We start from the raw sequence: 25,062 nt of genomic DNA, 5'->3' as shown, positions 1-25,062 counted from the left end.
GATTAATGTAGTTCGTCCCACAATTCCTGAAACTTCTGTTTTAATTCAGCGACTTCCTGTTCGAGTTGTCCGATACGTTCCAAAAGCGCCGGATCTGCTGCCCCGCTTGCTGCACTGTTGCTATTTTCAAAAGCGTCTATATTTACCTCACCCAATAGGTGGATATAACGTACCTCTTTGTGTCCGGCTTGTTTAGGAAGAGATTTCAGATAGCCCTCCTGAGCAAGTTTCTCCAATTGTTCATTAATTTCACCTAAGGAGTCAAACTCGTATAATCTTCCGGCATTTGAATTGATTTCACCGGCAGTCATTGGTCCACGGAGGAGTAATAGGCAAATAATAGTCAGTTCGGATGGTACAAGGGGAAACTGTATGGCAAAATTGTGCTTATACTTGGTTACCCTGGATCCACCACCGATAACGGTTGAAATCAACCCTCTCTTTTTTAGGATATCCAGCGTATTGACGATGTCCTCTTCGCTGTATTGAACAACAGGTTTACGTGAAGTTTTTTGATTACATGCAGCCTGTAGGCTGTTGACCGTCATGGGATAATATTCGGGGGTTACCTTTGATTTTTCAATCAGGGAACCCAGGACACGCTGCTCCATTGCAGACAATTGAGGCAAATTAGTCGTTTCCATTTTATTTTTAATGTATCTATTTATGATCGAATATAAGTTTAATGTCAAACGGCATCAACTTGAGGATTTGTTCTTACCCAAAGATGCCCTTTTTCCGATACAACTCCAAAATATCCGATTGATATTGTTGGATAAAATAGGATTGCTTTAGTTTTTCTTATCTTCGCATGAATAAAATAAGATTTAAAGTGCTCAAGATAGCTTTTCATCCCGAATTTATCCATCCAGTCAAGGAGGGACATCGTTTTCCGATGTTAAAGTACGAGTTGATCCCCCTGCAGTTGAAGCATGAGGGATTGACCAATGAAGCTAATTTTTTCAGGCCCGAGCTGGCAAGTTTCGACACCTGTTGTTTGGTACATGATCCAGCTTATGTTGCGAAACTTTTTGATTTGACCTTAGATGCAAAAATGGTGCGTAGGATCGGATTCCCCTTGACTAAAAGCTTGGTAGACCGCGAACGCTATATTTTGGATGGAACTGTTCAGGCCGCAGGTTATGCCTTGAAATATGGTATAGCTTTCACGATTGCAGGTGGAACGCATCACGCGGGTTATGATTTTGGTGAAGGCTTCTGCCTGATGAACGACCAAGCAACTGCTGCGGGGTATCTATTACAACAGAAGCTTGCAAATCGAATCCTCATCATTGATCTCGATGTGCATCAGGGGAATGGAACAGCGCATATCTTTGAAGGACATCAACAAGTGTTTACCTTTTCGATGCATGGGGAAAAGAATTATCCTTTTATCAAGCAGCGTTCTCACTTGGATATCGGTCTTGCTGAAAATATAACAGATAAAGAATATCTGGAAATTCTTAAAGACAATCTAGTGGATTTATTTGATCGTATCCACCCTGATTTTGTTTTTTACCAGGCAGGTGTAGATATACTGGGGACCGATAAACTGGGTAAATTGAATTTAAGTCCAGCGACCTGTGCGCGAAGGGATGAACTTGTATTGGGACTGTGCCATCAGCAGCACATTCCTGTTCAGATAAGTATGGGGGGCGGTTATTCTCCGCAGATCAAAGATATTGTCAATGCACATTGTCAAACATTTAAAATAGCAATAGATTTATATAATTTATAAAATAAGAATATGTTTTTTCACCAAGACGCAACTTTTGAAGCATTATCTATACATCGTGTAGGAAACAAAGCACAGGACGAATTTTATATCCTGTCTGACGCCCCTGTATCTCTTGAAGGCGATGAAGTATTGCCTGGACTTTTGATGCAGTACTTTATGAATCCCTTTGCAAAAGTGAACGAAGTATACCGTCTATATCATCCTAATGAGGAACTGGATCTGAATGAAGTATTTTATTTTGTGCGCCAATACTTTAAGGAACAATTGCCTTTTCACGATTTTTCCCAGCAGATTTCGAAGCATCTGTATGAGGTGTCCAGCCATCCTAAGATTAAAGCAGGGGAGGTGTATGTGGTGGCGTTGAAAAATGTGCAGATCGAAGGCGAGGAACACGATGCTATTGGTATATTCAAGTCGGAAAACAAAGAGACTTACCTAAAGGTATATCCTGAACAAGGGGCTTTCACTTTGGAATATGAGCAGGAGGCAATCAACATCAACAAGTTGGACAAGGGATGTATTATCATCAATGTTGAGGAAGAGGAAGGGTATAAGGTGCTTGTACTGGATCAGACCAATAGACAGCAGGAAGCTGTGTATTGGAAAGACGAGTTCCTAAAACTGCGCGTGCGTAATGACAATTTCAATCAGACAGGCAACTACTTAAAAGTCTATAAGAATTTTGTTCAGGAGAAACTCGATGAAACGTTTGAACTGGAGAAGGCCGATAAGATTGATTTGATGAATAAATCGATGAACTACTTTAAGGAAAAGGAAACTTTCGTTCAGGAGGAATTTGAAGAAGAAGTATTGGGAAATCCCCAGGCGATAGCCATGTTCCAGGATTATAAAGCTGGCTTCGAAAATGAATTTGATTCACCCTTCCAGTCAAGTTTTGAAATAGCGGATAAAGCCGTCAAAAAGATGGAATCTTCCTACAAGTCTGTACTAAAATTGGATAAGAACTTTCATATCTATGTGCACGGAAAACGGGAATACCTTGAGAAGGGATTTGATGAAGATAAAGGGATGAACTATTATAAGGTCTATTTCGAAAACGAAAGCTAATAATTTATGACAAAGCTCGATAAAATAGCTGTTTTTATTTTTGGATCATTTATTGGCCTGCTATTCGTTTTATCGTTGATCGAAAGCAATAGCCTATGGATAGAGGAATTTTATGCACAGGGATTTTATCGATTTTATGGCCATATCCCGAAGTATATTTTTGGTTATATTCCCTTTAGCATAGGAGATGTTTTTTACGCTTTCACGGTTATTTATCTGCTCTATTGCCTGGTTAATCTTATACGCAAGGTATGGGGTAAAAAATGGTCGGATGTTTGCCGAACCTTTTTATCTATTATAAATCTTTTGGTTGGGCTATATATCTTCTTTTATGTCTCCTGGGGTTTGAATTATTATCGGAAACCGATCAGTGTGAATGCACATCTGCAGGTTGATAGCCTGAAGCTTGCGGATTATCTCCTGGTACTCGATGAATACCTGGATAGTACAAATGCTTTGCGGGAACAGGTCAATCCGGCACAGTGGGCGGATCGGAAAGATGATATACGGACGGATCTGGCAAATTGGGTGAAAAATGATACCACTTTTTCTTCTTTTTTATCAAGAAGCCAGGTGAAGGCCAAATCGCCTTTAAATAGTGTGGTTGTTTCGTATTTCGGTGTTTCAGGTTATTTCAATCCGTTTACACACGAAGCGCAGGTGAATTATGCCATGCCAGCTTTATCTTTTCCGTTTACTTATGTACATGAGCTCGCCCACCAACAGGGGGTAGGTTTTGAGGATGAAGCCAATTTTATTGCTTTTGTTCGCTTACAGCACCATCCGGAATCCTTTTATCGCTATTCAGCTTATTTACAAACGACCATATATATGCTGGGAGAATTGCGAGGCATGTACCCGGATCTTTCGAAGGATTATCAAACAAGATTAAGCAAGCTGGTGCTGGCGGATATAGCCGATGAACGTTTATTTTGGAGTGATTATACCGGTTGGATCAACGATCTGATGGGATTGTTTTATAATCAATACCTAACACATAACAATCAGAAAGAGGGAATTGCGAGATATGACCGGATGACAAGATTGGTGTTAGCCTATGAACTAAAAAAGAGAGGCTGTCATTGAAGTTAGTATAAAAACGCGTAGCACTAAAAAAGCATCAATGCTCACATTGATGCTTTTTTAGTGCTATGTTGTTTCGGTCTTCCTATTGGGTAGAAATCAGTTCAAAGGAGCCTTCCGTACCGGCACTGCCGGAATAAATTTGCCCTTGTGGTAAACCTCTAAGACCTGTCGGTGCAGTTTTGATCCGATCATAGATATTTCTCAAGTCTGTGTTTGCATTGACAGCTCTGCCGCCTGCTACGACATCGGCATAGATATAATTTGGTGACTTCTTATTTGTCGCCTGCGGTTTTATACTTCCTGTTGCCAGGGTAACTTTCACTTTGCCACCATTTCCATTGGGGAATGTTTTGGTTCCATTAAAAGCATCATCGCCTTTTGCGATAATATACAGTGAACCCAATTTTTGAAAATTGGCGTTAATATCAAAATTGGCACCATTATTCTTTCCGTCGGTTCCATAGAAAGTTGCTTTGTTTCCGATCTCAGCGTAACCAATGGTGATTTTTACATTTTTCTTTCCGTAAAAGGACAAGGTGGAGTTATCCTTCATGATCAATGTGTCAATATGGATAACTGCCGTGGAGTCTTTACTGTCAATATTTTTCTTGGCTTTTTTCCCAATTTCGAGCTTGGAAAAATGCTGTGTTTCTTGCGCTTTACCAACAAAGGCAAACGCGACACAAAAAAGAAAGCCTAAAATAAGTTTTGATTTCATAAAGCTTTAATTATATGTAACTAATTAATAGTTTGACAATTGAAAGCCCAAAGAGTTTAATTTTTACTAAGATATTTTACAATTAATTTAGCTGTTTTTTCCGAGGCACCCGGTGTGCCCAGTTTTTCGGCGAGGATATCGTAATTTTCTAATACACTTGCCCGATGCGCCTTGTTGTTGATCAGTTCACCCACTTCATAGGAAATATCATATGCCGTGCAATCTTCTTGAATTAACTCTCTTACAGAAAGAAAGTTGTTTATTAGATTTACCAGTGAAATAAACTTTACTTTAACCACTAATTTGGCGATCCAAACCGATATTGCATTTGCTTTATATACCACAACTTGCGGAACTTTCAATATACCTGTTTCCAGCGTGGCGGTACCGCTGGTGACTACTGCGGCTTCAGCATTGTTTAGGATATCATATGTTTGATTGAAAATAACCGGAATATCGATACCCTTCATGAACTGTTTGTAATAAGATTTGTCAAAATTAGGCGCACCGGCGATGACAAACTGATGTACTGGAAAAAAATAGGGGAGTTCAGCCATAATGGGTAAAAGTTTGGAAATCTCCATTTCTCTGCTACCCGGCAATAAGGCAATAAGTGGTTTGTCTGTAAAACCATTTTCCTCCCTGAATTTCGGATTAAAAGAATAGGCTGAAATGGCATCGAGCAGCGGATTGCCCACATAATCGACCGGCATGCGCCATTTTTTGTAGAAATCAACTTCAAATGGTAGAATACAAAACATATGGTCGACAATTTTTTTGATCTTTTTCACACGACCCTGATTCCACGCCCATACCTTTGGTGAAATATAATAACATGTTTTGATACCATGCTTTTTGGCAAATTCGGCAATTTTTAAATTGAAGCCTGGAAAGTCTATGAGTATAACAGCATCAGGTTTTTCGTTCAACAGATCACTTTTAACTGCTTTCAAATTTTTAGCTATTTTGCCCAGGTTTTTCAAAACTTCCACAAAACCCATAAAAGCCATCGCTGAAGTGTGTATCAATGCTTTTTCTCCAGTGGCTTCCTGCATTAGATCACCACCAACGATTTTGAATGTAGCCGTGGGATCCTCTATTTTAAGTGCTTTGATGAGATTGGCTCCATGTAGGTCACCTGATGTTTCGCCAGCAATGAGATAGTATTTCATATGTAAATGATTTATTCTTTAATGGCCAGATGGAATATCCACTTTATTTTTAAGGCTATTTATGCTTTTCAAATACGGATATTTCATCGGAATATTAATGTTGTTTCGAATTGTTAAAGATAAGATTATTCTAAGTATATGATGAATTTGAGTACATTATTCCATATCTTTATTAAAGATGTTTAACTTTGGAAGAAAATATCAGGAGTATAAAAGCTAAATAGTATTTTTGTCCTATGCAACGATTATGGTCTTTAATAAGAAATAAGTATTTATTAGCCACTTTGGCTTTTTTGGTGTGGATGTTGTTTTTTGATCGAAATGATTTTGCCACACAATACAGTTATCAAAAGCAAAGAGCCAACCTGGAAACAGAACGGTCTTTTTATCTGAAGGAGAATGCGGCGATTATAAAAACAATAAACGACATTCGATCCAATCCACAGGAGGTGCAACGTATCGCAAGAGAGAAGTATAAGATGAAGAAAGATAATGAGGATATCTATGTGGTCTCTAAAGTTGCGCCCAAAGAAACCCCTTAGTGTTTGACGGAAAAGAGCTATCCCATTATAGAGATGGCTTGTACCAAATAAAGAAAGACCATCACATGAATGCGATGGTCTTTTTCAGTATATAGAAAACGGGGTATTCTAATTTGCGGCCTGCGCTACCAAACCAAGGTATAGTGGTTTTTTCTCATCATTGGCCTTGCCGATTAATATCAATGAATAGTAGTAATTCTCAACCAATTTGATATCAGTACGGGTCGCAATGGTTTTTCCGGCTTTATCTTTCGCAATAACAGTAAAGGTTCCACTTTTTTGCGCGATAAAACCTTGATGTGCAGTCGCTGAATTCTGGGTTTCTTTTGCACGGTTGGTCCATTCTGTCGGAGAAGCCTGGCTACCGATTTGAAGGGTTACCTGATCGGTTCCCTCAGCAAAATTAAAGAAACGTACACCAGATTCTGTGTTCTTAATATCTTTATTGACTTTATCCGTTGTGATGACCTGAACGGCTTTTGTTTTGTTGCCATAAACAAATGATGTATAAATTGTACTATCTTTGATAGTAACCGTAGTATCAACCAAAACATTGTTATACTCTGATGATATCGCTATTTTTCTAGCCCCCGTAAATAGGCCAACTTGGCTATAGCTTTTAAAATCCAAGGGATAATATGGACTTTGTAAGGGTCCCCCATCGGCATAATATACAACCGCATTGGCGTCAGTGTATCCATTGACCATTGTAAATAATGCACCTGGAATTCGTTGGTCGTCATTATCTTTCAGGCAGCTGGATAGGAAGAATGTCGCTACTGCGATGGCAATAAAATTAAATAATCTATAGTTTTTCATAACCGTGTAATATTAAAATCTTTTTTTTGTGTAAAACACATTGCGCTTGTGTTGTCTATTATACGGAGAGGACCTACACTTTGCTACAGTTAGTTGTAAAAATAATAAAATTGTATTTTATTTTATCATAAACCCGATTTCAGCTTATGCTTTCCTTGGAGGTGGAAGGGGCACGTGGGAATCAAAACGTTGAAAGTTGCTCGGGCTTCTTATGACCTGTCGTCGGAACTTCTTCGAAGATCTATCGGTAGTTCTTCGAGACTGGCTCGGGACTGGTTTGGGACTCGCTTGACTTGGCTATGGTTATTGTAGGGATATTGTTCGGGTTGCTGTCGGAGTCCAGGTGGAGAATAGGCGTAGTGTAGGCGGACTATTCCCGAAGTTATCCCCCAGTTGTATCGAAGTATTCTCGAATTGTTGTCGAATGTTGTTGGCACTTGAGCGGACTTGAAGGGACTTGAACGGACTTGAGGGGACTTCGGTTCGAGTGGAGTGCTACTTAGTAAAAAAGGCACAGGCTTTGCTAATTAAAAAATATTGATAATTTTGAGTTATGAACAGTAGAATCAAAAAGATTGCATCGGGTATGTTTGAGCGCTTTAGACATCGTAAAATTACGGAAGCGGAGCTGTCACAAGCAGAATCTAAGGCAAAAAATCTGGGAAGCTATGTTAGTGATTTTAAATTGCTAATCGCCATGTGCAAGGATGCAATTACAGGAAAGTTTAAAATGAACAGCTGGAATCTATCCATTATTATCGGGACGATTATTTATGTGGTGTCCCCGGTTGATGCTATTCCGGATTTTATTGCTGTAGGTGGTTGGTTAGATGATGTTGCTATTGTTGCCTATGCTATCCGGAAACTTTCGGAAGAAATAGAACGATACAAATCAGAGCGATTGGGCTGGCAGGTCAACAAATAAAAAAAGCTACTTTGTAAAAAGTAGCTTTTTTTATGAGGTGATCGGGATCACTCTTAGTGTTTGAAATGTCTTACGCCGGTCGTTACCATCGCAATTCCTTTTTCATTGGCCATATCAATGGATAATTGATCTTTGATAGAACCACCTGGTTGCAATACAGCTGCAATACCTGCTCCAGATGCAATTTCTACACAGTCAGGGAAAGGAAAGAACGCATCTGATGCCATTGAACAACCTTGTAGGTCAAAACCAAATGAAACTGCTTTTTCAATTGCTTGCTTTAAGGCATCGACTCTTGATGTTTGCCCAACACCCGATGCTAACAATGTGCCATTTTTAGCAAAGACAATGGTATTGGATTTTGTATGTTTTACAATTTTATTCGCAAAATATAAATCTTCCAATTGTTCAGCTGTAGGTGTTACAGTTGTTACTGTTACCATTTGCTCAGGTCCTTCAATTGTATTGTCCTTATCTTGAAGAATGACACCATTCAATAAGGTTTTGAACTGTTGGCTAGGTAGTTTTACATCTTTACGAACTAAGATAATTCTATTTTTCTTTGCGGTAAGAATAGCAATTGCTTCCTCCGAATAAGAAGGTGCGATTAAGACCTCGAAGAATAAATTATTGATCTCTGTTGCTGTTGCGCCATCCACTTCGCCGTTGGTGATTAAAACCCCGCCAAATGCTGAAACCGGATCACAGGCCAAGGCATCTAACCAAGCTTGTTTAATTGTTGGTCTTGATGCAACCCCACAAGCATTTGTGTGTTTTAGAATAGCAAATGTTGGTTGTTCAAATTCGTCGATTAAAGCGACAGCCGCATCTACATCAACAAGGTTGTTGTACGAAAGCTCTTTGCCATTTAATTTGTCGAACATGTTATCCAGGTCACCAAAGAAGATACCTTTTTGATGCGGGTTTTCACCATATCTCAATACCTGAGCATTTTGCTCGGATTGTTTAAAAACTTCAATTGGATTCTCTTGGTTGAAATAATTGAAGATTGCAGTGTCATAATGTGACGATGTATTGAAGGCGCGTTTCGCAAACTCTTTACGTTGCTCCAAAGAGGTATTACCTTCTTGGTTCGCTAGAATTTCTTCAAGCGCTTTATAATCATTTTTAGAAGAAATGATAACAACATCATTAAAGTTTTTCGCTGCTGCACGAATCAATGAGATTCCACCGATATCGATTTTTTCGATGATATCTTGCTCAGAAGCTCCAGAAGCAACAGTTTCCTCAAATGGATACAAATCCACAATAACCAAATCGATCTCTGGTATTTCATACTGTGCAAGTTGCTGTTGGTCCGATTCAAGCGGACGGCGCGCTAAAATTCCACCAAACACCTTTGGATGTAAGGTCTTAACACGGCCTCCTAAAATCGAAGGGTAGCTTGTCAGGTCTTCAACTGGAACGACATCTATACCTAAATCTTTGATAAATGTTTCTGTCCCACCAGTGGAATAGAATGTAACACCGTATTTGTTTAATAATTCAACTAAAGGAGCTAGGCCGTCTTTATAATAGACTGAAACCAAAGCATTTTTAATCTTTACAGGATGGTTCATTATGATGGATTTGTTTCGTGGCGCAAAGATAAGAATTTAAAGTCTTGATGTCAATAAATCAACTACTTTTAAATAAAGACGGGCTTATCTATACCTAAGCCCGTCTTTATCTACGTTATACTAAATTGAGTTTTGTTTTCAGCTCTTCAGAAATCTGATTGGTAATATCCCAGATCGGCTCAGGTTCGTCCGTATTATTGAATATGACCTGATCACAAGAATCCTGAAACGGTAATAAATACTCGTTGTAAGAGGGGAGGACGTGATTCACCCATTTGTACATCACATCATCCTCAAAGTAACCACGTTCAACCAAATCGCGGTGTAGCCTTCTTCTGAGTGCGATATCCTGATCAGCGCTCAGGAATATCTTATGGTTTATAAGCGCATTTATTTCTGTGTAATAGAAAATAAAAAGTCCTTCGATAATCAATATCGGAGCGGGTTTTATCTCTAATATTTTGGGTGTTAATGAAGGATTATTAAACGTATATTCCTCTTTATAAATAGTCTCTCCATTAAAGAGTGCCTTAATATCTTTATAGAAAGCCTCTCTGTCTATGGATGTTGGGATATCGAAATTATAGAGTCTATTTTCTTCCTGCGTTTTTGTATTGGCGGGAATGTAATAATCGTCTTGGGAAATCAATGTAACTTCATCGGTTTTGAAATGTTTTAAAAAGCTATTCAAAAAAAAAGTTTTTCCAGAACCACTACTTCCGGCAATCCCTATGACATACGGTTTGTTATTCATTCTTGTTTTGCGCTGCAAGAGCTATTTTTATTTTAATTAATTTTCTAAAGGTAACCCGTAGGCGATTTCTACCTGAAAGCGTTTATCTAATGCGCCAATACTTGCCGCCGCGGACTTTGATAACACCACAATAGCATTTTGGTTTTCAGCATTGTCATTAAATTTGCCGACTACTTTCGCGTAGGTAACGCTTTTAGTCATTGGGTTGGTAATTTTTAGTATTGTTCCTACAGGTGCACTTTTATGGAGCGCTAAATTGCTTGTTCCTTGGGAAGACAAACCATCGATCCAGACACCAATTCCCCGCTCCGCTTTTTCCCGTATTCCGTAGCGGTTTGTTGAAATCTGATTTTCTTCCTTATCGTCATCGTTTGTAGAATCGGGGACAACGACTTCAATACCTTTAGGTTCAACTAATTTTGGTCTTTCAGGCGGTAAGGGTTGATTTGGGATCATTAATTTCATGCCGCCACCAATGGTGTTGTTCTTGAGGTTGTTGGCTTTTTTGATATCCTCGACAGTAATGCCAAATCTTTTGGATATGGCGTAGAGTGTTTCTTTTTCACCAACGATATAGGCTGTAAAGCCTTGTTGTGGGTCACGTGGATTCTGTTGCGCTGTGTTGACCGGTATTTTATTCACAATAGGAGCTGGTTTTCGACCGGTTGGTACTTTGACAATCTGACCGATACTTAATGTACCATTTCCATTTATTTGCGTGAGCTGACCCACGGTGGTTTTATACTTTTTGCTGAGTTGATAATAATTATCTCCTTTTTCTATTTTGAAAAGGACAAATTCTTCACCATTGACTATTTCTGTCCCAACAGAGTCAGGAACTGCGGTTGTACGTAATGACGTGAAATTTTTGGCTTCAACCTGTTGAAGAGATAGCATAGAAATCGATAAAATGGCTACCTTTTTATATGTATTTAATTCGAATAATAGTTTCATATATTTTGCAATTATACTAAATACGAAACAAACTCCCGTTTATTGTCTGTCAAAAGGAATATTTGTTTGTTAACAAGAAAATAGATGTTGAAAAACTTTAAAGGCAACTGAGTTACTGCAACTACAGACTCAATTAACCTATCTTTTGTTGATCGAACTATCCGGATTTGATAGTGATTATCTTTGTTTTTTTCATAGAAAGCCCAAATAAAATAGTCATCCAAAGCGCTTAGCCAAATTTCGTCATCTATTGTGAAATCTGTCAAAAAATGGGGTATTTGACCATTGTAGATTACTGGGTAGACTATCTGGCTGTCAAAAGGTTTAACAGGCTCTTCTTTTTTATCTCCAATCGACATTGTCTTTAGATCTAAAAACAATTGCATTCCTTGCGCGATCATTTTGGGCCTGAGCAGTATACCTTCACCGACCATTTCGAGAAAAATGTAGTTAAACCAGGTCTCGTGTTGTTGTGGCTGATAACAGTCTATAATTTGAACACCAGCATCGATGGGTGAAGTGTCCGAGATCTTTTTTAGGATGAGTTTCTGACATTGAACTCCAGCCAACACCCACTCCCTGCTGATGGCTTTGAAGTCCTGCAGGACATAATCTCCTTCAAAAGAAATCACATTGAAATAGGGAAGTGTATCTGTTGGATTTCTGGTCTCTACTGCAATCAGTCTATTCTCGGCATCGATCTCGATCCGCCATATGGGATAAGTAAATAGAACATTGAATGCTTTTGAGACTGTCTGATTTGTCATGTGATTTTCAACCAAGAGGACAAATTTACTAAAAGCTTTTAAATTATGGCTGCTGGGATTGTAATAAATGAAAAACGTCCAGACAAGCTGGACGTTTTTTCTGAGAAAAATCTCTTAAAATTTAGAACCTATTGTCAAAACGACATTTGTTCGTTGATTTTTTATATCTGCGACTGGGCTGGTAGTTTTCCAATGGGCTTCATCGATGACATAAGGGCTTTCTTTGTAATTGATGGCATTGTAAGCTCCTGTCAGATCAATATACATGCCGCGACCGAGTTTCGCGCCAATACCTAAAGATGCAGTATAGTTTGTGTAATCTGCATTTTTGTACGGATTACCACTATAATTGAAACCAGCTCTACCACTAAAAACATTGTCAAATAAAACTTCACCACCAATACGTGCATTAAGTGCTCCCTGATAGGTATCTTTAATACTCTGGTTCATCTGATCCTCTTGAATCCTATTATAGCCGCCGGCGTCTTTATACCGTATTGCACCATAATCCACCCACTCTACATCTGCGGTAAGCAACCCTTTGGAGAATACCTGACTTGCTCCCAATGAAAGACGATACGGTGTATTCATGTTGTATTCCCAAGAACTCACGCCAATTTTATCATTGGTGACGAATTGATAGTGGGCATTGTTTGCATCTGGAAGAAAATAGTTGATTTTGGTATAATTTTCCGAATCATCCTTGATATTCATAAATGTAGGTGATTTCGCGGTAAAACCTATGCTAAAAGTAGGAGTGAATTTGTAAATCATACCTAATTTAAAGTCGACCCCCGTACCGTCGGTGATCTGGTTATAGGTTTCAAACAATTCATAGTCATTATCTAAAAATTTGTGCTCGTCTTTGGCGGGATTCAAAAAAATAGATTTACTGTTATAAGCCTTTAATTGGGCTTCCGTCATTGTTTGTCCATACTCTGTGAATAAATTGGAGGTGTTATAGCTGAACGCTGTAAAACCTAAAGAGGCCCCTATATACAATTTATTACTGTAGTTCGCGCCAAAGGAAAGCACCGATTCAGATTTACTGCCCTTTTCTATAATGGAGTTAATTTGCTCGTTTCCTGGATAAGATCCTACTTTTTTTCCGATGGCAATAGGATAAAAATCCTTTGAATTGTTAGGGTCATCGTCAATCATAAAAGAATTATTGTAGAAGTCCTGTCCCCAACCAGCAGCATTTCCGTCAAATGTCAAACGATCGGCAAAAGAGTGTGTAATAGAATTGTCCGTATTAACACCGCGATAATCTAAACGATTGTTAAAAACATTGTTTCTGTTATAAGCTATACCAACATTGAAGTTCAACCAACCTTTTTCGAGGTTTCCTCCATTCCGGTAGGTAGGCAAATGAAAAACAATCCCAGCATTATCCAGATTGAAATTGTTTTTGCTGCTATTTGTATTCTGTCCGAAATAATCTGTTTTATTTTTATTATTAAGGTATCTACCTGTTACCGAAATGTCTGATTGGTTAAAATACCCCAAACCAGCCGGGTTGCTGGTAATTGAACTAATATCACCACCCAAAGCGGTTGAAGCATTTCCCATGGCTTTGAAGCGAGCAGTACCACCATTATCCCCTTGGGAAAATAAAAGCACATCTTTCGTGTATTGCGCCTGAGCAGTCCCTGCTGCACCGATTAAAAATGCAGTTCCAAAAAGTAATTTTTTGATTGTCATATGCTAAAATATCGTCTATAATAAGCAGTAGCACACAGGGTAATGTATGCTACTGTAATAAGCTATTTTTATGATTAGCGTGTACGTCCGCCGCCAGATCTGGTGCTACCACCGCCGCCGCCAGAGAATCCGCCACTGGATCTTGTGCTACCGCCACCGGAATAACCTCCACTAGAGCGTGTCGATCCACCATCGTAGCTTCTTGTTGGAGGAGAATAGGATGGTCTTGATGTCGAACCTGGATTGCTTGAACGAGTTTCCATGGAACGGCTCATTGGACGAGAAACATCACCTGAACTTGAACGGGTTCTTGAAGTTCCATTGGAGCTCCGCATAGTTGGGTAAGTTGCATTAGATCTATCCGATGATCGTGTTCTGCCACCATCTGTATAACCGCCTCTTGTTGAGATACCGTCCGAAGACCTTGTTCTACCATTTGATCTGTCATAGGAAGAAGAACTACGTGATATAGAACCATCAGATGATCTAGTTCGGCCACTGGCACTTGATCGCGTGTTAGCGACTGACGTAATACGTCCTCTGGAATCCCGGGCTACACCAGTACGGTCATAATTTCCCGAACTTCTGGTGCGGGAAGAAGAGGTCCGTACATTATAGTTGTCTCTATAAGCTGATCGAGATGAAGCATAATAAGGTCTTGAATTGCCCCAATAGCCACCGCCCCAATAACCGTTACCATGCCAGCCAGATCCCCAGTAACCGCCACCATACCAGCCACCCCAAGGGTGATAGCCGCCATACCAAGGAGATCCCCAACCCCAGCTAGAACCCCAGCCCCAGCCAAAACCAAGAGACCATGAAGAACCCCAGCCTGAATTCCAACCCCAGCCTAAACCGAAGGATGGACCATATCCGTACATACCACCAAAACCATAGCCATACCATGGATCGAAGAATGGATCAAAATAGGTCATTCCAGGGGACGCATAATAAAACCTGTTTATACGATTTGCATATTCTAAATCTTCGTAGGAATCATTGTTATAATCCTGGTCTGAATATTCGTCATCATAGTAACCGCCTTGAGCCTGTCCTCCTTGTTGAACCTGATCCGCATCTGTGTAATAGTAATCTGGACTTTGATAGACTTTCTGTCTAGCCTGTCCGTTATTGCCATAGACATCGTCGCCATAGATTTGCCTGCTAGTACCGCAGGAACCTAACATAAATGCTCCTGTCATGGCAAGTGCTCCGATAAATAATCTATTTTTTTTCATAATATCCTAAATCGTTATTTTCGATTATACAGCCTTATTTACTATCTTAGACGCAAATTTCTCGAGGGGGTTTAATCGAAGTAATCAAAAATACAAATATTTTTTATTGAACGCTTTTTGTATTGGAGATACAGACGAGATTTAACGTAATAATGTTACAATAATTTATCAATTTCATATGAGTAAAGGAATAACAAGTCGTGCAGAAGATTATTCGCAATGGTACAATGAACTTGTGATCAAAGCTGATCTGGCTGAAAATTCAGCTGTACGGGGCTGTATGGTGATCAAACCATACGGATATGCTATCTGGGAAAGAATGCAAGCGATCTTAGACAAAAGATTTAAAGAAACAGGCCATAGCAATGCTTACTTCCCTTTATTCATACCCAAGTCGTTTTTTTCTAAAGAAGCTGCCCACGTAGAAGGTTTCGCTACTGAATGTGCTGTGGTCACACATTATAGGTTGAAAAACGATGGTACCGGTAAGATTGTGGTGGATGAAGATGCAAAGTTGGAGGAAGAGTTGATTGTACGTCCGACTTCTGAAACGATTATATGGAATACGTATCGTGGTTGGATCGAATCTTATCGTGATCTGCCAATTTTGGTCAACCAATGGGCAAATGTGGTTCGTTGGGAAATGCGTACGCGTCTTTTCTTACGTACGGCAGAGTTTTTATGGCAGGAGGGGCACACAGCACACGCCACTAGGGAAGAGGCTATCGAAGAGACAGAACGTATGCTTGATGTCTATGCAGAATTTGCAGAAAATATTTTAGCGGTACCTGTTGTACGCGGACGTAAAACTGAAAACGAACGTTTTGCGGGCGCATTGGATACCTATTGTATTGAGGCTTTAATGCAAGATGGTAAGGCTTTACAGGCAGGGACATCGCATTTCCTTGGACAGAATTTCGCAAAAGCTTTTGATGTAAAATTCACGTCTAAAGAGGGGAAGCTTGAACATGTATGGGCAACATCATGGGGTGTTTCTACCCGTTTGATGGGTGCCTTGATTATGGCGCACTCTGATGATCAAGGGTTGGTCTTGCCGCCAAAATTGGCGCCAATTCAGGTTGTTATTGTTCCGATTTTCAAAACTGAAGAAGAAAAAGCGCAGATTGATGCATTTGTAAATCAGTTAACAAACGAACTGAAGATAAAGGATATCTCGGTGAAATATGACGATCGCGATACACAACGTCCGGGCTTTAAATTTGCTGAATGGGAATTGAAAGGTGTACCCGTGCGTGTCGCTGTGGGAGCAAGAGATATGCAAAATGGAACCGTGGAGCTAGCGCGTCGCGATACACAAACAAAAGAGACTGTCGCTCAGGAAGGATTGGCTGGAAATATTGAACAGTTGTTGCATGAAATACAAGAAAATATTTACCAAAAAGCCTTAAACTTTAGGACATCCCATTTTACTGAGGTGAATTCTTATGATGAATTTAAAGAGGTTCTGGAAGGTAAGGGAGGATTTATTTCTTGCCATTGGGATGGAACAACAGAAACTGAGAAGCGTGTGAAAGAGGAAACAAAAGCCACAATCCGTTGTATTCCTTTGGATGCAAAAGAGGAGGAAGGTGTTTGTATCTTTACAGGTAAACCGTCTAACAGACGCGTTTTATTTGCAAAAGCTTATTAATATCTTGACCTTATGCGGATACTCATTTTAGGATGTGGATGGTTGGCAGAATCGTTTGCCATGGATATGAAACATCAGGGGCATGAGGTCTGGGCAAGTACAACCCAATATGAAAAATACCATCGGCTTAAAACTGATGGTATTTTTTCGTTTATTGCTAACTTTGATAAGGGTAGTGTGTTGCCTGATGTGCTTATGCCAGGCCAGTTTGACTTTGTATTAAATAGTATTCCTGCCAGCCAAAAAAATAGTGTTTCTGGTTTAGAAACTCGTTTTTCAAATATTAAGGGATTTCTTGAAAACATCCAATGGACCAAACAGGTATTTTTAAGTTCCGTTGGCATTTATCCTGATAAAGATGTTGTCTATAGTGAATTAGATTCAGCTGGAATTGAATTTTCCGAAAAACTTTTTTTGGCTGAGCAGTTCATGTTACAGCTGCCCAATACTTATGTATATCGACTTGGGGGCTTATTTGGTAAAAATCGCATTTTTGCTAAATACTTTGCCAATCGTATTTGCACAACGGGTGAACAGCCGGCCAATTTTGTCCATCTCGATGATGTTGTGCAGTTGATTATGTTGGCTTCTATCAAAGACCTAAGGCATCGTATTTACAATGTTGTGGCACCGATGCACCCAAAGAAAAAGGATGTGATCCTGGCCTCTGCGCAAAAGTATGGTTTCGATCTGCCATTGCAATTTGACCAAGGGGATCATTTTCAAAAAGTAGTCTGTGGAAGCCTGCTTCAAAAGGAGCTGGATTACCATTTTATTTGGCCCAATCCCTTGGAATTTTGAATTTGTTGAAATCCAAAAACTTTATCTTTTTAGAATAAAGTATAATTTGCTTTATAGAGAGTATAAATAATTAAATAATTTCATTATTTTAACGTCAGTTCTGCTAGGGAAATTTGTATAGAATATCGAAAGCTAAAATCTAGCATTGATTTTAGTTGATATTTTATATTTTCTAATGTATCTGTATGGATAAACAACTGGTAGATTTAATATTTTAGCGCATATAAAAGAACCATGACAAACGTAGAGCGACATCAATATATTTTAAAACAATTAAAAGAGGTGGGTATAGTCCAAGTGATTGACCTTTGTGAGGAACTTGGCGTATCTTCTGTTACCATCCGAAAGGATCTTACACTTTTGGAGGAGAGTGGTCTGCTTTTTCGGACCCATGGCGGAGCGACACAATACAATCCATATACGACAGATCGGACGGTATTTGAAAAAGAGAAACTTCGTTCGGACGATAAAAGTAGAATCGGGAAGAAGGCTGCTGAGATGATTGAGGAAAATGATTCGATTATTATTGCTTCCGGAACAACAATGCAATCGTTGGCCAGGCAGATTGTACCGAAGGGAAATATCACTGTGGTAACTTCAGCGCTGAATGTTGCCATGGAGCTAATTAAATACCCATCAGTAGAAATTATGCAGATGGGAGGTACATTACGCAAAACTTCTACTTCAGTCACTGGGAAATATGCTGAAAATTTACTACATGATTTTTATTGTAGTAAGTTATTTTTAGGGGTGGACGGAATAGATCTGGAGTATGGTGTGTCAACATCCAGTGCGCAAGAAGCCCAATTGAATCGTATCATGATAGATACAGCTCAGAAGGTCGTTGTGCTCGCTGATTCGTCTAAATTCGGAAGACGTAGTTTTGGACGAATTTGTGGCTTCGAAAAAATCGATATTTTGATTACAGATGATAAAGTGAGTGCTGGATTTGTGGAATCGTTAGAGAAGTCCGGTGTGCATGTGGTGGTGGTCTAGTTTTCTATTTAACGCTCGGGCGATGAGTTAATAAGGAACAGTTGTCGCAAGTATACTGCAAACTTTGTTATAGGAATATCTAATTTGATAGTGTTTGTGCGCAGGTACTATAAACAGAAAGGCTTCTTAATAGATTAAGAAGCCTTTCTGTTTATAGTATAATTTTATCTTTAGCTGAGTGCGGGCTCTTGCTGACTCAAGCAATGAAAACTACCCAGTCCCCAGATAATGTCTACTGAATTAATTCCGACAACTTTCCGTGTCGGAAAGCATTCCTGAATAATATCCAATGCTCTCTGGTCATTAGGATCGTTGAAAATTGGAACAACGACAACATCATTTGCGATATAAAAATTTGCATATGATGCCGGAAGTCTGGTGTCCTCATAGATCACTGCTGCTGGCATCGGTAGTTCAACGATATTAAGTGATTCTCCGCTTAATAATTTGAAGGAACGAAGTGTTTCTAGATTTTCCTGGAGGATGGCATAATTTTCATCTTCCGGATTTTCTTCGACAACAGTTAAAACAGTATTTTCATTGACAAAACGTGTAATGTCGTCAATATGACCATCTGTATCGTCTCCAATGATTCCGTCGCCTAGCCATAGTACCTGATCTTGTCCATAGAATTCTTTGAGGTAAGTCTCAATCTGTTCTTTTGTATAACCAGGGTTTCTGTTTTCATTGAGCAGACATGCTGTTGTTGTCATCACAGTTCCGGCTCCGTTGAATTCGACAGAACCACCCTCCATAACGATATTCGGTGTGAATAAAGGAAGGTTGAACTTTTTGGCTATCCGTGTAGGAACGACATCATCCAGGTCGAAAGGTGGATACTTGCCACCCCAGGCGTTATATCCCCAGTCAACAACTGCTTTTGTATCTGAATTTTGATTGATCAGGAAAGCGGGGCCGTGATCTCTACACCAAGCGTCATTGGTTGGATTGAAATAAAATTCAATATTGCTAAAATCGGCCGTTACTTTTTTCAGTTCTGCGATGGCGAATGCCTTCATATCTTCGTCAGCAACATTAATTCGGACTTTCTGTCCAGCAGCAACAGCTTTAATAAACTCGCAATAGGGCTGGTATATGGTGTCAATTTTTCCAGGCCAAGATTCCTCTTTATGAGGCCAGCTCAACCACAAAGCTTCTTGTCTTGCCCATTCCGCGGGAAACGAAAAACCTTGTTTTTTTGGGGAGTTATCAAAATATGCCTGTGTGAAAGTGCTTTCTTGTTCCATGCTTTAAAATGTAAAAAGCCATTTTAATCTGCTCTTCTTTTGATGAATTACAAGATTAAAATGGCCAATATGATTTGATATTAGTCTTCGTCGATAAAACGTTTGGTGATTGGAGAATATGTCTCAATTCTACGATCTCTCAGGAATGGCCAGTGTTTTCTGAAATAATCAGATTCGGCTAGATCCAGTTCAACTACTTCAATTTCTTCTTTATCGTGAGAAGCGAGGTACAACAGTTTACCTTGTCCATTTGCCACAAAGCTTCCGCCCCAGAATTTCATGGCGCCATCCTGCTCAAATCCGACACGGTTGACAGATACTACTGGCACACCATTTGCCACAGCATGAGAGCGTTGAATGGTTTGCCAAGCATTGTACTGATCTTTGTTGGTTTCTTCGTCCTGATCTGTAGCCCAGCCAATCGCGGTAGGGTAAAATAAAATTTCGGCACCCATTAATGCGGTAATCCTTGATGCTTCGGGATACCATTGGTCCCAACAGATTAATATACCTATTTTACCAAATTTTGTTTTAAATACTTTATAACCAAGGTCACCCGGAGTGAAATAGAATTTCTCATAAAATGCTGGATCATCTGGGATATGCATTTTACGGTATTTGCCTAAATAGGAGCCATCAGCATCTAATACGGCAGTTGTATTATGATAAAGACCTTCAGCTCTTTTTTCAAATAATGAAGCGATAATAACGACTCCTGCTTCTTTTGCAACAGCGGACAGGGCATCTGTGGATGGACCAGGGATAGATTCAGCCAGTGCGAAATTGTCATAATCTTCTACATCGCAGAAATATAAAGAGGTAAAGAGTTCTTGCAGACACACAATTTGCGCACCTTTTGCAGCGGCTTCTTTTACTTTAGCGATAGCTTTTTCGAGATTCTCTTGTTTGCTTGCGGTACAGCTCATCTGTACAACTCCAACTTTTACTTTGCTCATTCCTTCATGCTTATTTAATTCGAGCACAAAGATACTATTCTTAATTTAGATTTGATTGTCACCCGAAAAACAAAAAAGAGCTCTTAGAGCTCTTTTCTTAATCTTGCAACTGGTATGTTTAAAGCTTCACGGTATTTGGCTACCGTTCGACGAGCAATATTGTAGCCTTTTTCTTTGAGAATTTCGGTCAATTTCTCATCGGCAAGTGGTTTGCGCTTGTTTTCTTTCGCAATACATTCTTCGAGTATTTTCTTAACCTCTTTATTTGAAACCTCCTCTCCGGAGTCTGTTTGGATTGCCTCGGAGAAAAATGATTTTAATAGAAATGTGCCAAATTCAGTCTGTACATATTTAGAGTTTGCTACACGGGAAACGGTTGAGATATCCATGTCGATCTTATCGGCGATATCTTTTAAGATCATGGGTTTCAATTTACGGTCATCTCCGGTAAGAAAATAATCGTATTGGTACTCCATGATCGCATTCATTGTCTTGAGCAGTGTCTGCTGGCGTTGTTTGATTGCATCAATAAACCATTTTGCCGAATCGAGTTTTTGTTTGACAAACTGTACCGCTTCTTTCATCTTTTTATCCTTTTGATCGGATTTTTCGTAATGTTCAAACATGTGCTGATAGTCCCGGCTTATGCGAAGTTCTGGTGCATTACGTCCATTCAGGGTTAAATGTAGGATGCCATCATTGTTGCTGATATGAAAGTCTGGGATAATATGGAGTTGTTTTCCGGCTACAGCCCCTGAGTCACCCGGTTTGGGGTTGAGCTTTAAGATTTCATTAACGACATTTTTCAGGTCCTCAGAAGATACGCCTAATGATTTCTCTAGTTTGTCATAGTGCTTTTTTGTGAACTCATCCAGGTAATTGGAGACGACTTTTATAGCGAGTTTGATGGTCGGGTTGTTCGTGTCTTTCTTTTGTAATTGTATCAAAAGACATTCTTGCAAATCTCTGGCACCGATTCCTGCGGGTTCAAAATCTTGGATCACTTTTAGCATTTCTAATACTTCATGCTCCTCGGTCATTACATTTTGACCGAACGCCAGGTCATCTACCAGATTGATGATCGGACGTCTTAAGTAACCGTCGTCATCCAGGCTGCCGATAATTTGTTGACCCACTAAAAAGTGCTTATCATCTAAAGCGAGAAGGTCTAATTGTTGTTGTAATTGTTCATAGAATGAATGTTGAATAGCAACGGGCATCTCTTTTCTTTCATCATCGTCATCACCGTAATCATATCCATTTCCGTAATCTTTGTAGTCGTCTTCTTGTATATAGTCCTCCAAACTGAAATCATCTGAATCGAATCCTTCTTCGTTGTCGAAGTTGTCATCCGGATCTTTATCTGGATATTCTTCTATTGGATCGGTCATATTAGTCAAGCTACCATCTTCTAATGCGGGGTTTTCTTCTAATTCTTCTTTTATTCTGGCATCTAATGAAACTGTTGGTACCTGCAACAATTTAATAAATTGAATTTGTTGTGGAGACAGTTTTTGTAATAGCTTTTGTTGTAATGTCTGTTTTAACATGCTAATAGTTGACTAGTTTACATCTAAATTTAAACAAATATCATTATTATTTTAAAATAAAATAGATAATAAATCAAAATTAGGTATAATATTTGCGGAACCCGTAGGCTAACTTATTGATCTAAACAATGTCCTTCTTCATTTTTTTTGCTGTTTTAATTCCATAAATTGGAAATAGCAGGTCCTGTATAGGGTATTTTTGCTGAATGTCTCTGCTTGAATACATGCTGGTTTTTTATTGTTAAAAAATGTAAATAGTTGATTAGGGACATTTATTTAGTTGTATATTTAGCCCCTGAAACAGATATAAACGCATATTGGGCGGGGGGATAAAACCTTTTGGTGATTCAATATGTTGAATATAAGATAAATTTCCATTTATGTTTAGACGTATTAAGAATCGGATTCTTCGTTATCTCGTTATTGCAATATATTTTGTTATAGTTTTGGTTTGTGCTATACAACTTAATTTTTTGTGGCTTTTTGGCTACTCGCCTACAAAAAAAGATATCATTATGCCAAGTGTCAATATTTCGACAGAGCTGTATACTGCCGATAGTGTATTGATCGGGCGATATTTCGACGAGGATAGAAATCCAATTCCTTTTGACAGTATTCCTAAAACTGTTATTAATGCATTGATCGCAACAGAGGATGTACGTTTTTATTCGCACAATGGTGTTGACTTTTTGGGGCTCGGTTCGGGTATTGTCTCTACATTAAAGGGGGATAAACGTGGAGCGAGTACGATAACGCAGCAGCTTGCCAAGAATCTTTACCGCACCCGTTATAATAAGGCGGGGGGGCTATTGACCCGTTTACCTGTTGCGGGTTTGGTCGTTACCAAATTTAAAGAGTGGATGACAGCCTATAAGTTGGAGCAACGGTATACGAAGAACCAAATTTTGGAAATGTACCTCAATACAGTTTCTTTTAGTAATAATGCGTATGGAATAGAAACCGCAGCAAAACGTTATTTTTCAAAAGGAGCAAATCAATTGAATCAAAATGAAGCGGCTGTATTGATCGGTATGTTAAAGGGAACGACCTTATATAATCCGATCAGAAATCCGGAAAAATCATTTGACCGCAAAAACACGGTGTTGAGCCAAATGCATAAGGGGGGCTTTCTGAAAAAAGAAGAGTATGATGCGTTGGTTAAGGAAAAAATAATCTTGAATACCAATAATCAAGATGTAAATGCTGGAGGGGATTCCTATCTGCGTACAGCTGTAGCTAAGTGGCTGGAAAAATGGTCGGAAGAGAATAATTACGATATCTATACCGATGGTTTGAAGATTTATACAACCATCAACTCCAAGCTTCAGAAGCATGCTGAAGAGGCTGTCGCAAAACAGATGGCGGAATTACAACAGCGTTTAAATAACACCTGGGATGGCCAGGAGCCCTGGCGGGATCTCTCCGGAAAAGTGATACCAAACTTTTTGGAGAACTTAGCTAAGAAAACACCTTATTATGAGTTTCTGAGTAAAAAATATGCCAATACTCCAGATAGCATCAATTTCTTCTTGAATAAGAAGAAAAAAATGGAAGTCTACAATTGGAAGGATAAGGGCAAGATTGAAAAGGAAATGTCCACAATGGACTCCCTGAAATATTATGCCATGATGCTGAATGCCGGGATGATGTCGATGGATCCTTATTCAGGAGAAATTAAAGCTTGGGTAGGCGGGATAGATCATCAATATTTCAAATATGATCACGTGATGCAGGCCAAACGACAAGCGGGTTCGACATTTAAACCTTTTGTTTATCTGGCAGCCTTAGAGTCGGGTATGTCGCCTTGTGATAAGATTACGGATAAACCTGTTACAATAAAGATTGATAAGGGGGATTCTGTTGAAGTATGGGAACCTAAAAATGCGGATTGGAATTTTTCCTATCGGGAGATGACTTTGCGTCATGCCATGGCGAGATCCATCAATTCGGTTACTGTTCAGTTAACGGATATGGTGACACCGGCAAAAGTAGTGGATGCCGCTCAGCGTTGTGGTATTACAAGTAAGCTGAATCCTGTGGCTTCTGTTGGATTGGGGCCTAATGATGTGTCGGTATTTGAGATGGTCAACGGTTACTCGACGATGATGAACCATGGTGAGCGAGTTACGCCAGTACTGGTTTCCAAAATTGAAGATCACGATGGAAATGTGATTGCTACTTTTCAGGCCGAACGCAAGCAGGTGGTGGATAAACAGGATGCTTGGTTGATGACCTATATGTTGCGTGGTGGGATGGAAGAGCCAAGAGGTACATCGCAGGGCTTATGGGAATGGGATCTTTTTGATAAAGAAAACGAAATTGGTGGGAAGACTGGAACTTCTTCGGAATATGTTGATGGTTGGTATATGGGTGTGACTAAGGATTTAGTCACCGGAATCTGGGTTGGATGTGATGAAAGAAGCATACACTTCAAGAATTCGCATACCGGTGAAGGTTCGCGGACGGCTCTGCCTATATTTGGTGTGTTTTTGGAATCTGTTTATAAGGATAAGCAATTGGGGTATACGCAGGGTAAATTCCCTGAATCTACAGTTGAAATCACGAAATCTTATAAATGTGAGACGCCGCGTTATAGTGATCCGGAACCAGAACAAAGTGATTCAACAAATATTGATGAGCAGACAGACGAGGGGTTAATTGGGCCTGAAGAGGAGTCTACTGAGGGAGCTACTGAGCATAATAACAATGGAGGTAGTGTCAGTGAAAACATAGGGGCATTGGAGCAGAGCTCGTCGACGTAAATTGATTAAGCTTTTATCCTGTTTTGGATATATA

Annotated in this window: 22 protein-coding genes; 9 read left to right on the top strand and 13 right to left on the bottom strand. The window is 39.4% G+C overall.

Going from position 1 to position 25,062, the window contains the following annotated elements; genetic code table 11:
• Positions 1 to 2: 2 nt before the first annotated feature.
• Positions 3 to 644 carry a YceH family protein gene (locus ABFX33_RS04795; RefSeq protein ID WP_346084578.1) on the bottom strand — a complete coding sequence of 214 codons (642 nt, stop codon included), beginning with the start codon at positions 642 to 644 and terminating at the stop codon, positions 3 to 5.
• 167 nt (positions 645 to 811) lie between these two features.
• On the opposite strand from ABFX33_RS04795, the gene ABFX33_RS04790 reads away from it, so the two are divergent.
• From ABFX33_RS04790 to ABFX33_RS04780, 3 genes are read left to right on the top strand one after another with little or no spacing between them, the layout of a single operon-like run.
• Positions 812 to 1,738, top strand: coding sequence for a histone deacetylase family protein (locus ABFX33_RS04790; RefSeq protein ID WP_346084577.1), 927 nt, complete (start codon positions 812 to 814; stop codon positions 1,736 to 1,738).
• A 9-nt stretch (positions 1,739 to 1,747) separates the two neighbouring features.
• The gene (locus ABFX33_RS04785; RefSeq protein WP_257089127.1) at positions 1,748 to 2,806 is read left to right on the top strand and encodes a nucleoid-associated protein; all 1,059 of its coding nucleotides are present in this window, start codon (positions 1,748 to 1,750) and stop codon (positions 2,804 to 2,806) included.
• 6 nt (positions 2,807 to 2,812) lie between these two features.
• Positions 2,813 to 3,892, top strand: coding sequence for a DUF3810 domain-containing protein (locus ABFX33_RS04780; RefSeq protein WP_346084576.1), 1,080 nt, complete (start codon positions 2,813 to 2,815; stop codon positions 3,890 to 3,892).
• A gap of 82 nt (positions 3,893 to 3,974) precedes the next feature.
• Here the strand turns inward: ABFX33_RS04780 and ABFX33_RS04775 are convergent, their stop codons facing one another.
• Positions 3,975 to 4,610 (bottom strand): hypothetical protein, encoded by a 636-nt coding sequence (locus ABFX33_RS04775; protein ID WP_346084575.1) that lies wholly within the window; start codon positions 4,608 to 4,610, stop codon positions 3,975 to 3,977.
• A 56-nt stretch (positions 4,611 to 4,666) separates the two neighbouring features.
• Positions 4,667 to 5,782 (bottom strand): lipid-A-disaccharide synthase, encoded by a 1,116-nt coding sequence (gene lpxB / locus ABFX33_RS04770; protein WP_346084573.1) that lies wholly within the window; start codon positions 5,780 to 5,782, stop codon positions 4,667 to 4,669.
• 236 nt (positions 5,783 to 6,018) lie between these two features.
• On the opposite strand from lpxB, the gene ABFX33_RS04765 reads away from it, so the two are divergent.
• A complete protein-coding gene (locus ABFX33_RS04765) occupies positions 6,019 to 6,324 on the top strand; it encodes an FtsB family cell division protein (RefSeq protein WP_120258442.1) in 306 nt (101 codons plus the stop codon).
• A 108-nt stretch (positions 6,325 to 6,432) separates the two neighbouring features.
• Here ABFX33_RS04765 and ABFX33_RS04760 read toward each other — a convergent pair whose 3' ends face one another.
• Complete coding sequence (locus tag ABFX33_RS04760; RefSeq protein WP_346084571.1) at positions 6,433 to 7,143, bottom strand: DUF4397 domain-containing protein; 711 nt, start codon at positions 7,141 to 7,143, stop codon at positions 6,433 to 6,435.
• A gap of 553 nt (positions 7,144 to 7,696) precedes the next feature.
• Between ABFX33_RS04760 and ABFX33_RS04755 the strand changes: the two genes are divergently transcribed.
• Complete coding sequence (locus tag ABFX33_RS04755; protein ID WP_257089145.1) at positions 7,697 to 8,068, top strand: YkvA family protein; 372 nt, start codon at positions 7,697 to 7,699, stop codon at positions 8,066 to 8,068.
• A 53-nt stretch (positions 8,069 to 8,121) separates the two neighbouring features.
• Here the strand turns inward: ABFX33_RS04755 and purH are convergent, their stop codons facing one another.
• The 6 genes from purH to ABFX33_RS04725 form a co-directional block, all read right to left on the bottom strand.
• Positions 8,122 to 9,648 (bottom strand): bifunctional phosphoribosylaminoimidazolecarboxamide formyltransferase/IMP cyclohydrolase, encoded by a 1,527-nt coding sequence (gene purH / locus ABFX33_RS04750; protein WP_346084569.1) that lies wholly within the window; start codon positions 9,646 to 9,648, stop codon positions 8,122 to 8,124.
• A gap of 115 nt (positions 9,649 to 9,763) precedes the next feature.
• Positions 9,764 to 10,402, bottom strand: a complete 639-nt coding sequence (locus ABFX33_RS04745) for a uridine kinase family protein (protein ID WP_223578639.1) — start codon at positions 10,400 to 10,402, stop codon at positions 9,764 to 9,766.
• A gap of 36 nt (positions 10,403 to 10,438) precedes the next feature.
• Entirely contained in the window at positions 10,439 to 11,356 is a 918-nt protein-coding gene (locus ABFX33_RS04740) for a LysM peptidoglycan-binding domain-containing protein (protein WP_346084567.1), read from the bottom strand.
• A gap of 11 nt (positions 11,357 to 11,367) precedes the next feature.
• Positions 11,368 to 12,123 (bottom strand): hypothetical protein, encoded by a 756-nt coding sequence (locus tag ABFX33_RS04735; protein ID WP_346084566.1) that lies wholly within the window; start codon positions 12,121 to 12,123, stop codon positions 11,368 to 11,370.
• Positions 12,124 to 12,237: 114 nt separating this feature from the next.
• Complete coding sequence (locus ABFX33_RS04730) at positions 12,238 to 13,827, bottom strand: OmpP1/FadL family transporter (protein ID WP_346084564.1); 1,590 nt, start codon at positions 13,825 to 13,827, stop codon at positions 12,238 to 12,240.
• Between the two features lie 74 nt (positions 13,828 to 13,901).
• The gene (locus ABFX33_RS04725) at positions 13,902 to 15,065 is read right to left on the bottom strand and encodes a hypothetical protein (protein ID WP_346084563.1); all 1,164 of its coding nucleotides are present in this window, start codon (positions 15,063 to 15,065) and stop codon (positions 13,902 to 13,904) included.
• Positions 15,066 to 15,243: 178 nt separating this feature from the next.
• On the opposite strand from ABFX33_RS04725, the gene proS reads away from it, so the two are divergent.
• The 3 genes from proS to agaR all read left to right on the top strand — a co-directional run bounded on the left by proS (position 15,244) and on the right by agaR (position 18,513).
• Positions 15,244 to 16,716 (top strand): proline--tRNA ligase, encoded by a 1,473-nt coding sequence (gene proS / locus ABFX33_RS04720; protein ID WP_257089157.1) that lies wholly within the window; start codon positions 15,244 to 15,246, stop codon positions 16,714 to 16,716.
• A gap of 12 nt (positions 16,717 to 16,728) precedes the next feature.
• Complete coding sequence (locus ABFX33_RS04715) at positions 16,729 to 17,517, top strand: Rossmann-fold NAD(P)-binding domain-containing protein (protein ID WP_346084561.1); 789 nt, start codon at positions 16,729 to 16,731, stop codon at positions 17,515 to 17,517.
• A gap of 234 nt (positions 17,518 to 17,751) precedes the next feature.
• The gene (agaR, locus tag ABFX33_RS04710; protein WP_120258429.1) at positions 17,752 to 18,513 is read left to right on the top strand and encodes a transcriptional repressor AgaR; all 762 of its coding nucleotides are present in this window, start codon (positions 17,752 to 17,754) and stop codon (positions 18,511 to 18,513) included.
• A 170-nt stretch (positions 18,514 to 18,683) separates the two neighbouring features.
• Here the strand turns inward: agaR and ABFX33_RS04705 are convergent, their stop codons facing one another.
• From ABFX33_RS04705 to rpoN, 3 genes are all read right to left on the bottom strand, one after another.
• Positions 18,684 to 19,760 (bottom strand): agmatine deiminase family protein, encoded by a 1,077-nt coding sequence (locus ABFX33_RS04705; RefSeq protein ID WP_346084559.1) that lies wholly within the window; start codon positions 19,758 to 19,760, stop codon positions 18,684 to 18,686.
• An 80-nt stretch (positions 19,761 to 19,840) separates the two neighbouring features.
• A complete protein-coding gene (locus ABFX33_RS04700) occupies positions 19,841 to 20,716 on the bottom strand; it encodes a carbon-nitrogen hydrolase (protein WP_346084557.1) in 876 nt (291 codons plus the stop codon).
• A gap of 83 nt (positions 20,717 to 20,799) precedes the next feature.
• Positions 20,800 to 22,266 carry an RNA polymerase factor sigma-54 gene (rpoN, locus tag ABFX33_RS04695; protein ID WP_346084555.1) on the bottom strand — a complete coding sequence of 489 codons (1,467 nt, stop codon included), beginning with the start codon at positions 22,264 to 22,266 and terminating at the stop codon, positions 20,800 to 20,802.
• Positions 22,267 to 22,781: 515 nt separating this feature from the next.
• On the opposite strand from rpoN, the gene ABFX33_RS04690 reads away from it, so the two are divergent.
• Positions 22,782 to 25,028, top strand: coding sequence for a penicillin-binding protein 1A (locus ABFX33_RS04690; protein WP_346084554.1), 2,247 nt, complete (start codon positions 22,782 to 22,784; stop codon positions 25,026 to 25,028).
• Positions 25,029 to 25,062 lie beyond the last annotated feature (34 nt).

The organism is Sphingobacterium ginsenosidimutans (genome assembly GCF_039536865.1).
Taxonomy (GTDB): Bacteria; Bacteroidota; Bacteroidia; order Sphingobacteriales; family Sphingobacteriaceae; genus Sphingobacterium; species Sphingobacterium detergens.
The sequence above is the reverse complement of the archived record's forward strand: the minus strand, read 5'-3'. Positions and strand labels throughout refer to the sequence as shown.